Genomic DNA, 14922 nt, shown 5'->3' with positions numbered 1-14922 from the left:
TATCACCTATCCCTTTCGATTTCTGATTTCAATCAGCCTGTTGTCTCTGTATGGTGCTTACGGCTTGACCATGTGATGAATTATTACATCATTTGCGGAATTCGACAATATACATGTTTCTTGTTGAATTTTCATGAAAAAACCAATGAAATTGCAGCATTTTTCATTTCGAATATACAATTATCGTAGGAATCCTTCACGAAAATTGCATGCATAAATCCAAATACCTAACTCATATATAACTTATTATGTTATGTATTTATCACCCATTGCCCCAACCTCTCCCAATAATCAAAAAAAGCGCAAACCCGGAATCAGCTGAAGCCGGATTTACGCAGTGCTTATTCATCTTTATGGAGCTTCAATTTGCGGTAATCCCCCGGGGTCATGCCCGTAATACGTTTGAAGACCCGTCCGAAGGTAATGGAATTAGCATATCCAATCTGCAGGGCAATATCCTGTATGCTCTCTGAAGTCGTATCCAGCAGTTCCTTGGCCTTCATCAGCCGCAGCTCTGCGAGAAAGTCCACGAATTTCATATTGAATTCTTCCTTGAACAGGTAGCTGGCGTATTTCGCAGAGATCTGGAACCGTTCGCTCAGATGATTCAAGGAGAGATCAGGATTGGCATAATGCTCTTCAATATAATGCTTAACCTCGGTAATCATCACCCGGTGGCTCTTCAGCTCGTTGACCGACACATAGACATGGTAGGTTTCATTCAACCAGCCGGTCAGCAGCTCCCGGATCTCCTCAAGATCGGTGCTTCCCCGGATGCGTTCCCGCAGACCGCCGGTCCATGCTGCCGCAAGCTGACGGTCCAGCGTCTCCGCTATGCCCTTAAGCTCCTGCTCCAGCGCCTGGAGCAGCACTTCCAGCAGCATATAGATCTCTTCGTCCTTCAGGTGGTCCTTGCGGAAGGAATCGAAGATTTCGTCCAGCCGGATTCGCCAGTTCTCGCCTGAGAGGCGGAATTCACGGACAAGCTGGGTGAAGCTCCCGAAGTATTTATAGCTCTGCAGTCCGGAATCGTCCTGCTGATTCATTTGGACTGCTGCAATATCTGTTCCCAGAGCCAGCCTGTGACTCAGCACCTCAGCCGCTGCCGCATAAGAATTCTTGATCTCCCGCCAGTCCCGGACGACCGTACCCACTCCGAAGGTCAAGGATACCCGCAGATTATCCATAATCCAGCGGTGGCAGTCTCTTGCCAGCTCCAGCATCGTATCGCTATCATCCTTCACCGGCTGGAACCGGAGGCCAATAATCATCCCCAGCCGCTCCCCGCTGATCCATTCGGCCCAGGCCTGAAGCTGCTTATCTGCCATCAGGTCCCCCAGTACATTGGTTAAGGCGAATTTCAGCAGGTTCTGATCCTGAGCAGGCAGCGCATGCCAGTCCTTCTCCCGGTTCAGCTCAGCTGCGAATACAACGAAGGCTTCGAACTCCCTGGTGCCCTCGAAGGGGTCCAGCGTCTCCAGCCGCTCTCCCGCATTCTCCAGCCGCTGCCCGCTGAGGAAATCCTGAAACAGCTCCCGGCGCTGAATGACCAGATTCTCATAGCGTTCCCGCTCATAGTCGGTAGTGATCTGCACCAGCCGGTCCAGGGCGTTATGCATCAGGGCCAGCTCATCGGAAGCCACGGCAGGCGTGGCATGCTGGGCCGCTGGCTGGAGTCCTTGAATCCGCACCATCAGCTGATGGATGGGCCGGTAATTCCTCCGGGTGATGTAGATGATATACACTACGCCCAGCGCAATCGTCAGCAGCCCGAGAATGAACCAGACGTAAGAGATCACCGAGATCCAGTCGAATAAGCGCCCGGCCCGCAGCCCGCTCTCGAAGGTCCAGCCCAGATCCTTCGCCTCGACCTTCGAGAGCGTTCTGTTATTCCCGCCGTCTGCGGCTGGAGCAGAATCATAGATCGGTGCCCCCGAGACATCCTTGATCCGCAGAAAGGACAGTTCTCCACTTGTCAAGCTATCCACCAGACGCTGTATGCGATACACACTGACATTAATAACAATATAGCCGTCGGAGCCCCATGGAATCGGCAGCCTGCTGGCCAGGCTGATCACCGGCCGCAAGTCCTTAGAGTTCCTGGGCTGAACCATCCGTACAGCGCTCCACCCCTGCTGCTGCTTATTCGCAGAGAGCTGCTGCAAATATTCTGCTTCCAGCCCCTGGCCCTGCCCCGGATTCACGTATCCGCTCTGGCCCAGCATCAGCTTGTCCTTGTTACGGTAGACGTAGATTGAATCAATCAGGCTAAAGCGTTCGGATAGACGGTTCATACTCTGCACAATTTCATACGAGCTGCCTGCCGGTGAGTCCGTGCCGGAGGGCGCATCCAGAAAGTCATTATAGGAATAGTTATCTCCGATCTCCTGCAGCACCCCCAGCTCTATATCATTCAAGGTCCGCTCCACCGTATCCGCCACATAGCTGGTGGATATGTAGTTAGCCTTCTCCGTCTCGCTGCGGGACAGCTCCGTAATGACCATGAAGGCCAGGAAGATTAGAACAGTGACTACAAGCAGGAAGACAGGGAAGTATGAGAATAGCATCCGAGTATACCAACTGCGCTTCATAGAGCTTCCCCCTTCTTCTTATTCAGGCTGCTGCTGCTTCTTACGTGAAATTGAGCTTACCTTGTACAGCAGCAATGCACCTAACGCAGCGCTCACCGTACAGGAGAAATACATCAGTCCCGGGCCGCCGGTCTCCAGCAGATACCCGTTCAGCAGATTCCCGGCAATGCCGCCAAGACCCACAAATACCATATTGAACAGGCTTTGCCCTGTGGCTTGCAGCTCTTTACCCGTAATAGAGGCCACATATTCCACAGCTGCAATGTAAAAGAAACCAAACGACATGCCGTGCAGCGTCTGGACACCTATCATAACACCGGGAACAGGAATGAGCCATTGGATCGCCCAGCGGAGCATGTAGACAACGGAGGCCAGCATCAATGTCTTCTCATAGCCGTACTTTTTCAGAACTCTTGCGGCCACGAGCATTGCCGGAACACTGGTAATGGAAGCAATCATCAGGGCGATGCCTGACCACGCAAAGCTCCCGCCCGCCATCTGGAAGGTCAGGACAAAGAAGGAGTTGAAGGCCGTAAGCGTCTGGTTCACCAGAAAACAACCGGCGAGAAACAGCAGAAAGACCCGGTTGCCCAGCAGCTGCCTGATTCCGCTGGTGAAGGTTACATGCTGCGCCCGCCGCTCCACATTCACCGGGATGGTAATCACGAGCAGAAGGGCAAGCAGGTTGAAGAGCAGGAAGGGAATCCACAGCTCTGTAACTCCCATCCAGTTCAGATACAACCCGCCGAAGTACCCACCCAGCGCCGTACCGATACTGCCGAACAGCCGGATGGTGCCGAACGAGGTGCCTGCGGCTGAAGCTGCATTCACTGCATAAGCGTCGGCAATCGGCGTCTGGGTACTCTGGAAAATCGTATACAAGCTGTATACCAGCACAATGACGACAAGCCATTTTACATTGTAAAGATAGACTATGGTGCCGGGAACAATCAGGGTAAGCATCAGTACCAGTCTTGTTCGTTGATAGCGGTCCACCAGAATTCCCCATAACGGCTGAAACAGAATCGCCAGCAAGGTGCCGAATGCCATCATCACTCCAATCCGCTGGCTCGTCATGCCCTGATGAACCAGAAGGGAGGTGACATACGGGTTAAAGCTGCCCCCGGCCAGACCTGTGAACAGGTACAGCCCCCGCATCTTCAGCAGAACCTCGCTCTCCTTGCTGCCTACAGAGAATCTCATTATACTTGTTCCGCGTCTCATTTTCATACCCTCAATTCTGCCCGGTTCCTGCGTTCAGCCTGCTTCGGGCCGCCGCCGCAGCACCTATCGCTCCCGCCTGATTGCCAAGCACCGCCTGCCGGATCAATAAAGATTGCTCAGGTGTATACCGGCTGACCCGCGCCGCAATCTCCTGCACATAGCCAGAGTTCTTCTCCACGACACCGCCGCCCAGAATCACCAGCTCCAGATCCAGCGTAATCGCAATATTCTTGACCGCCGCCGCCATCTGTTCATACGCATGATCCAGCAGCGCCAGTGCTGTCTCATCCTGCTGCTGCGCCGCTGCAAATACATGCTCCGCCCGGACTGTATCGCCCTGCGCCAGCTCCCGGATCAATGAACTGCTGTTATTCCCGTGCAGCCGGGCAGCCGCCTTCGCCCCGATTCCCGTGCCGGATACCTCCATCTCAAACGGGCCGAACTCACTGTACTCCGGATCGGCAGCAGCATGAACCGCTCCCGGCTCAACGATGAGATAGCCGATCTCACCCGCAGCGAAGCTGGCTCCCCGGTAGAGCTGGCCGTTCAGGAACAAGGCACTGCCCACTCCCGTGCCGACCGTGATCATAATGAAATGCTCAGACCCCGCAGCAGATCCCGCTGCATACTCGCCCATAGCGGCCATATTCACATCATTGTCCAGCACCACCAGTCCAGGATAATAAGCTGCAATAACCGGACGGATATCCAGGGTTGCAGGCCAATTGAGCGCCGGTGCGCTGGTCAGTGTGCCGGTGCGCTCATTCATGACTCCCGGGAACCCGATGCCCACTCCCTTCAGAGAAGCGAGCGTAGTGCCGTTACGCTTACAGAGCTGCTCCAGTTCGGTGAATAACCAGCGGAAGAACACCTCAGGCTCCCGGCTCAGCTGCGTTTCCACCTTGTACTGTTCAAGCACCGTTCCTTCTTCATCCGTCAGGCATAGCAGTGTTTTGGTTCCGCCCACATCAATTCCGGCAGTTAACATATTCATCTAGGATTCCCCCGTCATTCTATTTAATATAAGCTTATACTTCTCATGCCCGCATCTCACGAAAAGCCAATTGGACCGCGGTCTGCACCGCTCCAAGCACCACATCCTTGTCCCCGTGGCTGGACGCAGCCAGCCGGGGCTTCCGGTGAAGTCCGCCCAGCCGGGATTCCAGCCTCTCCAGCAGGATCTCCCCATGGCTGCCCAGTTCACCTCCAAGAACCACAGTCGTTGGAGCCATCACTGTACAAATACTGCCTACCGCCTCTGCAAGCAGATTGCAATAGGCCTCGATAATAGCCAGTGCAAGAGGCTCACCTCTGTGCATTTCATCCCAAATCCGCTCCGCTAGTTCTCCAGGCATGGACAGCAGATACGCTGTATCACCTGCACCTGTGTGTTCTTTTGCCATCCGGTTAGCCAGTTGCCTTAATCCGTCTGTAGACAGTACATCCTCCAGCCTGCCCGCGCTCAGCATCAGATTGGCCAGCTCGCCTGCACCGCCGCCAAGCCCCCGGTAGATCTCCCCGTGGATAATGAGGCCACCCCCGGTTCCTGCGCCGATGGAGAAGTACAGCAGAGAGCCGCTTGCCTCCATCCCCGAAGAGGTATACTCCGCCAGAGCCGCAAGATTGACATCATTCTCCGTCACGACTGGCACGGGGAACAGCTGGGCCAGATTAGTCCTTGCGAGCACCCCTTCACACCCGCGCAGCGGGGCAACCAGGTCAGATACGCTGCCATCTGCCGGGTCCACTACGCCTGGAATCCCGAAGGCCGCGGCCCGCAGCTTCTCCCGGGAGATCCCGGAATCTGCAAGCAGTCCCTCTATGCCCTGCACCAGAAAGTCTTGACACACCGCCTCTGTCAGCCCGCTCTCAGGCATAGACAGCTGCTTGTAATAGCAGATGTCTCCGCTCATATCCGCTAGCGCTATCCGCAGGCTGCTTCCCCCCACCTCTGCCCCCAGCGTATAGAAGCATTTCGGGTTGAATTCCACTAGAGTCGCTTTGCGGCCCTGAGTGTTCTCCGCTCTGCCGGTCTCTCTAACCAGTCCGCGTTCTATAAGATGAGCAATGGCCGAGGATACCGTAGGCTTGCTTAAGCCGGTATACCGGCTAAGATCCGCTCTGGATTGCGGTCCGCCGCCGATAATCCGGTCCAGAATCAGAAATTCATTCAGATTGCGCATGACCTTGGGGGTCCCGGCCGTTTGAATTTTCACGATCCATACTCCGTTCTATATATAGTTAATTAAGTTTACTAACTTAATATACAGTCTAATATACAGTCTTTCGGGTGATTTATCCAGACCCTAATAAAACAGTAGTCCACAGATCAGCTCTGCGGATTCTTGGAATATTCGATTTTGCGACGAGCTTGGGGGAACTGATGTGTACGAGCCTCATGTTGGGGACTGAGATTCCGCTATTTTGCCGAAATTGCTGCTTATTCGCTTGTTCGAGGACTGAGATTCCGCTATCTGACTTAGAAGTCACCCAAACGGCCTATTTGTGCAGCAATAGCGGATTGTCAGTCCGCCAAAAGTCACTATGGCGCTGTAAATCCACAATAGCGGAATCTCAGTCCGCAGCCACTTTGAAAACTTGGCCATAGCAGTTTAGCCGATGCCCTTGACCACACACTTTCTATTACCTATGCACACTTGACCATCCGCAGCATTCGCTCGGCCCTTTTCCCGGTCAGGTCCGCCCCTCCCTCCCCAGCAGCAAGAACCCACAGATCAGCTCTGCGGATTCTTGGAATATACGATTTTGCGACGAGCTTGGGGGAACTGATGTGTACGAGCCTGATGGCACGGACTGAGAATCCGCTATTTTGCCGAAATTGTTACTTATTCGCTTGTTCGCGGACAGAGATTCCGCTATCCGCCCTAGAAGTCACCCAAACAGCCTGTTTGAGCAGCAATAGCGGATTGTCAGTCCGCCAAAAGTCACTATGGCGCTGTAAATCCACAATAGCGGAATCTCAGTCCGCCCCCCACCACTAACCGCAAAAGTCCGCAGATCCTCCTGCGGACCGGGAATGCGTGCCAGGCTAATTCAGCATTTTCTCCATATGCAGCACTTTGTGGAAGCCGGCCTGCGAGGAGAACAACCGGGTATTCTGCACCTTGAAGGTCCGGAAGCCCACCCGCTCATACAGCTTCTTCGCCAGCGGATTGGTATCGACAACCTCCAGCAGCACCTTACTGCGGTCCGCCTCCCGGGACCATGCGAAGACGGCCTCCAGCAGCCGGGTTCCGATTCCCAGCCCTCTGGCCTGCTCGGACACAACAAGCGGATCGATATGCACTGCATTTGAGGGGGTATTGCCATGAAGCAGGCGGAAGATGCCATAGGCGGCATAACGCCAAGCGCCGCCGAGCAGCCCGAAGGTCTGCCTAAGTGAACGGTAATTCAGTGTCATGAAGAAGCCAACGCCCGTCTCCAGACCGGCAAAGCCTACGACCCTTCCCTCATACACCGCATACAGGGCCTTGTCATAATGCAGACAGCGGCTCAGCACGTCCACAATCTCCTGCTCTTTACGGGAGAAGATCCATATTCCGCTGAATTTCAAGGTAAAAGCCTGATAAAACAGCCTGGCGACTTCGCGTTTCTGTTCCTCATCCAAACGGTCCACGATCTCTACTTGCAGTGTTGACATACAAATTCCTCCTTATTGTTCCGCTCCAGATTCTACCGTCTTGGTGAACGTGCCCTCTTCACGGTTACCTGCCGTCCCCATGCCCTGTTCCGCTGAAGCCTTGGAGGACTGTAGTAACCAGCAGCTTCGGAGCATCATTCTTCGCAAGATTACCCTTCTGGATCTCCTGCCAGGCAACGAACAACAGATTATACATGACCGTTATGATCCAGTGGGCGGGCATTCCGGCATTCAGCAGACCGCGTGCCTGCCAGCCCTCCACCGCTTCCCGCAGCGGCTGCTTGATCCGTGCTTCCTCGGCTACAATATGCGGATTCTCGTCCACGGAGGCAGCGAAGCTGAGAAAAGACACCTTGCCGCCCAATGGAATCAGCACCTCGAACACTTCCGTAAGGAATGGAAGCATATCGTGCTCCTCTGCGGTAACGCCCCCGAGCGCTTCATCCACCAGCCCGATCGCATTCAACGCCAGCGCATCCAGCAGCAGCTCCCTGGTGGAGAAATAGCGGTGCAGCGTCGCAATGCCGATCCCTGCGTGATCCGCGATCTCCTGCAGCGTAGCTGTCGGCTTGAACGCCAGTAGCTCCGTCGATGCGTCCAGAATAGCCTTCCGTTTGTTATCTTTAACACTGGTTTTCATGAATATGGCCTGCCTCTGCTGTGGGGTGGGTGATAGTTTTGTTAACTTAATGATATTAAAGTAATTAAAATGATATATTTATCTATCATTTTAGTTTATTTTATACCGGGAGGTTGGTGGTGTCAAATTGTTCAAGGCACATCAAAAACCCCCTTAAGAAGCTGTACGCTTGTAAGGGGGTTACTTTTTCCTCCATAAAGAGGTTAGTCACCTAGGTCTATCTTCTTTCATTCACACCAAGTTGTTCCTTTAATGCATCCTGTAGAATCCGTGAGTAATTCACATTATTTGTCGCGGCGAGATCATCCAGCCATTTGGGAATAGTTAGTGTTTTTTTCACGGAACGTTCTGATATGGAACTCCGGTAGGGTGGCATGAACACTTCGATTAGAGCAGCAATTTTCCCCGTTCCTGCTGTGAGTGTATTGAGTGCATTAATACCAGAGGGAGCAGGAATCAAGTCGCCGTCTTCCTCCATCCCAAATAGGTGCAGCGCGAGACAATCTTTGGCCATATAGAACGCTTCGTCTATATCCTGACCGCAGGTAATTGCACCAGGAAGATCAGGGAATTCTACAGTAATTCCATCTTCGTCTTGTTCAAAGGTCGCAAAATAGCGGTAAAATTTCACTTTATCCTTCATTTGTATGGTCTCCTTTCGATGGAACTATTGAAGTCCTGCCTGCTTGAGGATACTTATGATGGTTTTCTTCGGCAGATCTTTGTTGGGATGCGGAATGGTAACCTTGCCCGACTTGACTGGATGTTTGTATTGATAGTGGTCGCCAGTCGCCCGGATAAAATACCACCCGTCTGCTTCGATCATTTTTATCATTTCTCTTGAAGAATAACCCTTCATAATATGACCATCCTCCTTCACCAAGGATAATACGTGTTTAAGCACGTGTCAATAGTTGTGTATAATAATTGTAAAAAAACCCTTTCAAAAGCTCTACCAAGCTTCTGAAAGGGTTAGTTTACCTCAGCTTAAATCACCTTACCCCGCATTCCATCCGCAGCACATGGAACGACTTCGGCTCCAGTGTATAAACCATCCGGCTTGCGGTCTCAATCGGCACACGCTTAGGCGCGATGTTGCGCGGAGCCTCAATCGAGTTCACTTCCGTCTCCTCGCCCTGCATCACATAGGCTTCGCCGCTTCCGGTCAAGGACAGCGCAGTCTCCAGCTCCACCTGAACGGTACGGTCCTGCGTGTTCACCAGCTTCACATAAAGGATCTGCTGCTCCTCATCATAAGAAACAGTGTAAGGAATCTCCTCCTGGTCATGTACCGTCTGCAGCACCTTCGTTCCCATCAGCGTACTGTACAGTTGCTGCACATAGTAGCTTGGCGTGCCGTAGCTGTTCTCACCATCGAACCAGATCATATCCGGCGACCACTGGGCGTAGCCAAGTCTGGCGAACAACGGTGCATAAGAGGCCAGCACGACGATATCAGCGTTGCGCTCAAGGCCCGTCAGGAATGCGGCTTCGGCCAGCGCAGCGCCCCAGCTGTTGAAGTGCGGCGAATTCATCCCGTTGCCATAATGGCCTGCGTACTCCCCGGCGAATACCTTGATATCCCGCGGATACTTATCATAGAAATGCACATTCTCGCACAGCCATTCCGGCTTCACATAATAATGCTCATCGACCGCATAGACGAAATTCGGATTGCCCGCAGCACGCTTCCGGTAATATTCCCACGCCCGGGTGTAGTTGTCCGAGCTGACATCCGGCCCGGCAGAGCCGATTAGCTGCACAGCAGGGTACCGGGCATGAATTGCTTCCTCGAACAGATCGTACCTAGTGAAAAAGTCCGCATGCTCCGTCTCCCACTGTTCATTGCCGATCCCGATCATCTCCAGACCAAATGGTTCCGGGTGCCCCAACTCACTCCGCAGTCGTCCCCACGGTGAATCCACCGGTCCGTTGGCGAATTCCAGCAAGTCCAGCGCATCCTGGATATACTCCTGGAAATCATCATCATGTACGCCCACATGCTCAGTAGACTGGAACTGGCAGGCCAGCCCGACATTCAGCACCGGAATCGGCCGCGCTCCCAGGTATTCACACAGTAGAAAATACTCATAGAACCCGATTCCCAGGCTCTGATTATAATGGCTGTACTCGCTCGTGTACTGATTCTCTTCATTATTCCCGTGCAGCGCCCAGCGGCTGCTGTTATTCTTGCGTTGTTCGGCGGCGCCCACACTCCGCTTCCATTGGTAACGGTTCTCCAGGTTATAGCCCTCAACAATACACCCTCCCGGGAACCTCAGGAAGCCTGGTTTCATCTCTTCCAGCAGCCCGACCAGATCCCTGCGGAACAAGCCCAGCACCGCATCGGAGGGAATCATGGAAATGAAGTCGAAGCAGACCGTGCCCGGCGCATCCAGCCGGATGACGAAATCCCCATACGATACAGGCTCACTGCTGCTAAGCTGCGCCGTATAGCGTGTCCATTCACCACTCACCGCTGTTGCGATGACAGCCTGCGCCATGACCGTACTATTTTGCTCAACCGAAACTTCAATGCCCCCTGCATACCCCTCCGCTCTGGCATAGAAGGATACCTCATACTTAAGTCCCGGCTTCAGGGAGATTCCATCATAGGCTTTATTGGTAAAAGCGTTCTGCGTCTCCCCAGCGGTAAACGCCAGATAATGGGGATTGACCTCATTCTGCGGATGCTCCGTCTCAATCTTCAGGGTGGCCCCGCTGGCTTCTGCCGGATATGCTGTCCAGCCATAGAGACCGTCATGCCTCTCGCTGTAGCTCCCCCTGTCGCCCTGCGCCTTCATGAATTCAAAGGAACGGTTCTCAATCATCTCGGCATGCAGCCCGCCGTCCAGCCCGTAGTTGATATCCTCGAAGAAGAGCCCTATCATCCCCTTGGAGATCGCTGCCCCGGGTTTATCTGTGATTTGTATTTTCATTTATTTCCCCTCCGCCACTTTCCCTTGTCTGTATATTATCCAGTTATATCTATATAGCCCTTTACAAATAAGAAATAATCTCTCTTGTAATGCTGCTGTCATAACGGTCGGAGATGCCGAAGTCCATCTTTTTATACGTCCATGCGGCCCGCCCGATCTTGTATTGCTCGAACACTCCATGCACATCCTTGTACCAGTTCACTACGCTCTGTGACGGGGCTTGCTCAATGACTCCATATTCCCCGCAGTACAGATACACGTTCCGCTCCGCTGCCACATCGCTGGCGTTCTGAATCAAGCTGGTCATGTACGCCGGACCCATCTCGCTGATACCATCTGCATGCAGTCCTGAGCCGAAAGCGCCAATGGCCGCCGAAGTGCTGCGGTAGTTCTCCAGGTCGCCCGGATAGTCCATGCTGCTCTTAGGCATCTGCTCCACCCAAGCCGCACGCTGGTGCGTGAACAGGAACGGCTCATAGAAGTGGAAGGTGTAGACGATATTCTCATCAAAAGGCTGATCCAGCAGCTCCAGCGTATGCACGCTGTTCCACTGGATGCCGCCGATAACGATTTTGGTCTCCGGGGCGTGCTTGCGGATCTCGGCAATCGTCCGGTGAGCCAGTGCATTCCAGCGGGTGCTGTCCTGCTCCACAATCTCATTCAATAATTCAAAAGCCACAATATCCTTATGACTGGCATACCGGCTGGCAATCGCCTTCCACAGATTCAGGAACCGCTCCTGGAGAGCCGGATCATCGAACAGGGAATTCTCGGCCACACTGTTGAAGGAGAACCCGGGCGTTTTATGCAGATCAATAATGAGATTCAGCCCATGGGCAGCACACCAGCGGATGCAATTGTCGATATGCTTGAACCCGGCGTAAGTCTCAGCATTCCCCGTATCCTCTATCACTTCATAATCCACCGGCAGCCGGACATGGTCCAGTCCCCAGGATGCAATCGTCTCGATATCCTTCTCCGTAATGAAGCTATTATAATGGGAATGCTGATACGGACACTGGGACAGCCAGCCTCCGAGATTCACCCCTCTTGAATAACCTGTCCACTCTTTCATTTCCATCATCCTCTCCGGCCTCAGCCTTCATTGTATAGTCCTCTTGCTTACCTGCCTTAAGCATAGATAAACCCTGGCCCCAGGACAATTACACATCGTGCGTAAGTACTAACTTATTGTGCAATCCTCATTTACAAAAGGCACTCTTGGCTTCTACAATAGACCTATCTGCTGTGCAGGAGGTTCATATGAACATACACAATATCGGCTACAATCACAGCCATGATGCGGACTTCATCATTAACCGGCCTCAGGGCTCGGGCGACAATATGCTATTGCTGCTGAAGACCCCGGCCGTCTTCACTTTGGAGGGAGAGAGCCGGGTGACAGGTCCTGACTCCTTCATTCTGTACAGTGAGCATACGCCTCAGTTCTACAGGGCTTACGGGTCACAGTTCACCAATGACTGGTTCCATTTCCGGCTGGACAAGCCTGGCGACGAAGCACTGCTGGACCGGCTGGCGATCCCCAGGGATGAAGTGATCCCGATTGGTGATCTGAACGAGCTGTCGATCATCATTAACAATTTGTGCTATGAGACTTATTCCGAGAACCCGCATAAGGACGAGACCATCGAATTATATCTGCAATTATTCTTCATCAAGCTCAGCAACCGGATTCATTCGACCCAGAAGGAAGCCGGCAATACGCATTACAACAAGATGTCCATTATCCGCACCAAAATCTACAACCAGCCCTTCCTCAACTGGACCATCGACGGACTGTCCCACGAACTGACCATGAGCCGCTCCTGCTTCCAGCACCTGTATAAGGACTACTTCGGCGTAAGCCCGATGGCCGACGTCATTACCAGCCGGATCGAACATGCGAAGTACCTGCTCACTACCACAGACACCTCCGTCAAAAAAATCGCAGAGATGAGCGGCTACGCCAGCGAGATTCACTTCATGCGCCAGTTCAAGCAACAGACGGGGCAGACGCCGTCACAGTATAGGGAGCACAAAATAAAGCCAGACCGCTTGTAACTTGTAAGCAGTCTGGCGCTCCATTTTTATTGACAATTCAAATCAGATCAAAGCCATTCCAGAAACTCAAGACGATTCCCAAAAGGGTCGTTTATATAGAAGCGCTTGACACCTTCATCCGACCTTGCTTCATCATCCGTTACTTGAATGTCATTCTGCAACAGATGCTCACGTAATTCATTCAAGTGTTGTACAAGAAATGCCGGGTGCGCTTTGGTAGCGGGAACAAAATCCCGCTCTACCCCGATATGTACTTGATGCTTCCCGCATTGGAACCATACCCCGCCACGCTTTTGCAGCAGCTCGGGTTTGGGGATCTCCGCCCAGCCTAACAGTCCATTGAAGAATTATATATTATAGTAATTCACAATATAAATCCATAACAAAATGCCTGCGGCATCGCCATTGTGATCGGTTTTTCGACCTTATCCGGCCCACGCGCCTCTGTCGCGCCAAATGTAGTCGGTTTTTCGACCTTATCCCGCCCACACGCCTCTGTCGCGCCAAATGTAGTCGGTTTTTCGACCACATCCCGCCCACACGCCTCTGTCGCGCCAAATGTAGTCGGTTTTTCGACCACATCCCGACATCGCACCTCTACCGCACCGAATGTAGTCGGTTTTTCGACCACATTTGGACCAGATGACCACGCTCTGTCCATGTGTTCGGTGAAATCAGCGAAGTCATTCCTCATCCATAAAAAACAGCCCGCCTAAGGCGGACTGCTCTAAACGCGTGTAATAGTTTTAATTTAAATCTTATACAACGTAACTTCATAGTCTGCAAAAACCTTCCCGATCATCTGCTCCACCACACTCCACTCCCCGTTCGCAAGCCCGCAGCCAATGTTATAGGGGAGCGCCACAGACAGACCCTTGGCCTGCGCTTGTGTCTTCAGTGTAGTCAAAGCTTGCTCCAGCGCAGCATAATCCGTATAGCGGGTTTTGCTCCTTCCGAAGTTAAGCTGGCCGAACAGATTCGCCGTGTACTTCTCACCCGTCTGCACCAGCTGGCAGTGTCCGAGCAGCTCGTCAGGCGTGTACGGGTCACAGTATTTTTTATACTCAGGATATAAGTTCGGATAGCGGTCCCGCAGGATCTTGGCAATCCCCGACCCCATCACCCCCTGACAATTGACCTGGTGCCCTAGAATATCTTCACTGGCTTCTAATAGATCGCCGTTTACTAACCGTATACTCATGATACTCTCCTTTTTTTATGACATGGCTGTTTGATGGAGCCCACATATAAGGATTATATCATTTTAGGCTTAACGAATCCGCCTGGCCTCTATGTATTTGATTTCATTATAAATTTTGGAACTATGGGCATATGACGTGATGGATATAGGTGAAAGTCCATAGACTGTTGTCGAGATATTATTTGAGGAGGTTCATCATGGAATCGAATTATCAGCAAGTTGCTTGGAATTGTATGAACAAATATGTTGGCATTACTACAACGGATGGTCAGTCTCACGACGGGTTCATTGCTCATATCGATCAGAACTACGTTACGCTTGCCATTCCCACCAATGAAATGGTGGGCCAGATGAACGGAATGCCTGCTAACGCAACGACTTACAGACAATTCGGATACTATCCGGGTTTCTACCCGCGCCGCCGCTTTTATCCAAGACCGATCCCCTTTGGTGCCATCACAGCATTGTACTTGCTTCCATTTTTCATCTAATAATCAAATGTATCCAATGCATCAACATTCTATTACAACTACAAGCCCTCAAAAAAACGACACCCTTCGGGGAGACCGAGTGGCGTCGTCTTTTGGATGATACGTTTTTTACTT

At 52.4% G+C, this 14922-nt stretch carries 13 protein-coding genes and 1 pseudogene; 2 read left to right on the top strand and 12 right to left on the bottom strand.

Features of this window, described 5'->3' with window-relative positions; all coding sequences use genetic code 11:
* Positions 1-341 precede the first annotated feature (341 nt).
* From MKX42_RS10435 to MKX42_RS10390, 10 genes are all read right to left on the bottom strand, one after another.
* Positions 342-2591: an AraC family transcriptional regulator gene (locus MKX42_RS10435; protein ID WP_340752431.1), complete on the bottom strand. Its 2250-nt coding sequence runs from the start codon at positions 2589-2591 to the stop codon at positions 342-344.
* 18 nt (positions 2592-2609) lie between these two features.
* Positions 2610-3794 carry an MFS transporter gene (locus MKX42_RS10430; protein WP_340752429.1) on the bottom strand — a complete coding sequence of 395 codons (1185 nt, stop codon included), beginning with the start codon at positions 3792-3794 and terminating at the stop codon, positions 2610-2612.
* A gap of 31 nt (positions 3795-3825) precedes the next feature.
* Complete coding sequence (locus MKX42_RS10425; RefSeq protein ID WP_340752428.1) at positions 3826-4809, bottom strand: ROK family protein; 984 nt, start codon at positions 4807-4809, stop codon at positions 3826-3828.
* A 43-nt stretch (positions 4810-4852) separates the two neighbouring features.
* A complete protein-coding gene (locus MKX42_RS10420) occupies positions 4853-6031 on the bottom strand; it encodes an ROK family transcriptional regulator (RefSeq protein ID WP_340752427.1) in 1179 nt (392 codons plus the stop codon).
* 833 nt (positions 6032-6864) lie between these two features.
* The gene (locus tag MKX42_RS10415) at positions 6865-7476 is read right to left on the bottom strand and encodes a GNAT family N-acetyltransferase (protein ID WP_340752426.1); all 612 of its coding nucleotides are present in this window, start codon (positions 7474-7476) and stop codon (positions 6865-6867) included.
* 64 nt (positions 7477-7540) lie between these two features.
* Positions 7541-8116, bottom strand: a complete 576-nt coding sequence (locus MKX42_RS10410; RefSeq protein WP_340752425.1) for a TetR/AcrR family transcriptional regulator — start codon at positions 8114-8116, stop codon at positions 7541-7543.
* Positions 8117-8333: 217 nt separating this feature from the next.
* Entirely contained in the window at positions 8334-8759 is a 426-nt protein-coding gene (locus MKX42_RS10405) for a type II toxin-antitoxin system HicB family antitoxin (protein WP_340752424.1), read from the bottom strand.
* Positions 8760-8783: 24 nt separating this feature from the next.
* Positions 8784-8975, bottom strand: coding sequence for a type II toxin-antitoxin system HicA family toxin (locus MKX42_RS10400; protein ID WP_340752423.1), 192 nt, complete (start codon positions 8973-8975; stop codon positions 8784-8786).
* Between the two features lie 133 nt (positions 8976-9108).
* The gene (locus tag MKX42_RS10395; RefSeq protein WP_340752422.1) at positions 9109-11055 is read right to left on the bottom strand and encodes an alpha-L-arabinofuranosidase C-terminal domain-containing protein; all 1947 of its coding nucleotides are present in this window, start codon (positions 11053-11055) and stop codon (positions 9109-9111) included.
* A 61-nt stretch (positions 11056-11116) separates the two neighbouring features.
* Positions 11117-12130, bottom strand: coding sequence for a glycoside hydrolase family 5 protein (locus MKX42_RS10390; RefSeq protein WP_340752421.1), 1014 nt, complete (start codon positions 12128-12130; stop codon positions 11117-11119).
* Between the two features lie 188 nt (positions 12131-12318).
* Here MKX42_RS10390 and MKX42_RS10385 point away from each other — a divergent pair, with 188 nt between their 5' ends.
* The gene (locus tag MKX42_RS10385; RefSeq protein ID WP_340752420.1) at positions 12319-13116 is read left to right on the top strand and encodes an AraC family transcriptional regulator; all 798 of its coding nucleotides are present in this window, start codon (positions 12319-12321) and stop codon (positions 13114-13116) included.
* Between the two features lie 47 nt (positions 13117-13163).
* On the opposite strand, the pseudogene MKX42_RS10380 reads toward MKX42_RS10385, so the two are convergent.
* Both MKX42_RS10380 and MKX42_RS10375 read right to left on the bottom strand, forming a co-directional pair.
* A pseudogene (locus MKX42_RS10380) lies at positions 13164-13463 on the bottom strand (glyoxalase); the annotation flags it as partial.
* 404 nt (positions 13464-13867) lie between these two features.
* On the bottom strand, positions 13868-14317 hold the full coding sequence (locus MKX42_RS10375) for a macro domain-containing protein (protein WP_340752419.1): 450 nt from the start codon (positions 14315-14317) through the stop codon (positions 13868-13870).
* A gap of 197 nt (positions 14318-14514) precedes the next feature.
* On the opposite strand from MKX42_RS10375, the gene MKX42_RS10370 reads away from it, so the two are divergent.
* Positions 14515-14808, top strand: a complete 294-nt coding sequence (locus MKX42_RS10370) for a phosphatidylinositol kinase (protein WP_340752418.1) — start codon at positions 14515-14517, stop codon at positions 14806-14808.
* The last annotated feature ends 114 nt before the right edge of the window (positions 14809-14922 follow it).

It is taken from the genome of Paenibacillus sp. FSL R7-0204 (assembly GCF_038002225.1).
Lineage (GTDB): Bacteria > Bacillota > Bacilli > Paenibacillales > Paenibacillaceae > Paenibacillus_AQ.
The sequence above is the reverse complement of the archived record's forward strand: the minus strand, read 5'-3'. Positions and strand labels throughout refer to the sequence as shown.

What these genes read in the sequence shown, in the direction of transcription:
- MKX42_RS10435 (WP_340752431.1), bottom strand. Translation starts at nt 2,591, where the DNA reads ATGAAGCGCAGTTGGTATACTCGGATGCTATTCTCATACTTCCCTGTC.
- MKX42_RS10390 (WP_340752421.1), bottom strand. Translation starts at nt 12,130, where the DNA reads ATGAAAGAGTGGACAGGTTATTCAAGAGGGGTGAATCTCGGAGGCTGG.
- MKX42_RS10400 (WP_340752423.1), bottom strand. Translation starts at nt 8,975, where the DNA reads ATGAAGGGTTATTCTTCAAGAGAAATGATAAAAATGATCGAAGCAGAC.
- MKX42_RS10375 (WP_340752419.1), bottom strand. Translation starts at nt 14,317, where the DNA reads ATGAGTATACGGTTAGTAAACGGCGATCTATTAGAAGCCAGTGAAGAT.
- MKX42_RS10415 (WP_340752426.1), bottom strand. Translation starts at nt 7,476, where the DNA reads ATGTCAACACTGCAAGTAGAGATCGTGGACCGTTTGGATGAGGAACAG.
- MKX42_RS10410 (WP_340752425.1), bottom strand. Translation starts at nt 8,116, where the DNA reads ATGAAAACCAGTGTTAAAGATAACAAACGGAAGGCTATTCTGGACGCA.
- MKX42_RS10425 (WP_340752428.1), bottom strand. Translation starts at nt 4,809, where the DNA reads ATGAATATGTTAACTGCCGGAATTGATGTGGGCGGAACCAAAACACTG.
- MKX42_RS10405 (WP_340752424.1), bottom strand. Translation starts at nt 8,759, where the DNA reads ATGAAGGATAAAGTGAAATTTTACCGCTATTTTGCGACCTTTGAACAA.
- MKX42_RS10430 (WP_340752429.1), bottom strand. Translation starts at nt 3,794, where the DNA reads ATGAGATTCTCTGTAGGCAGCAAGGAGAGCGAGGTTCTGCTGAAGATG.
- MKX42_RS10395 (WP_340752422.1), bottom strand. Translation starts at nt 11,055, where the DNA reads ATGAAAATACAAATCACAGATAAACCCGGGGCAGCGATCTCCAAGGGG.
- MKX42_RS10370 (WP_340752418.1), top strand. Translation starts at nt 14,515, where the DNA reads ATGGAATCGAATTATCAGCAAGTTGCTTGGAATTGTATGAACAAATAT.
- MKX42_RS10385 (WP_340752420.1), top strand. Translation starts at nt 12,319, where the DNA reads ATGAACATACACAATATCGGCTACAATCACAGCCATGATGCGGACTTC.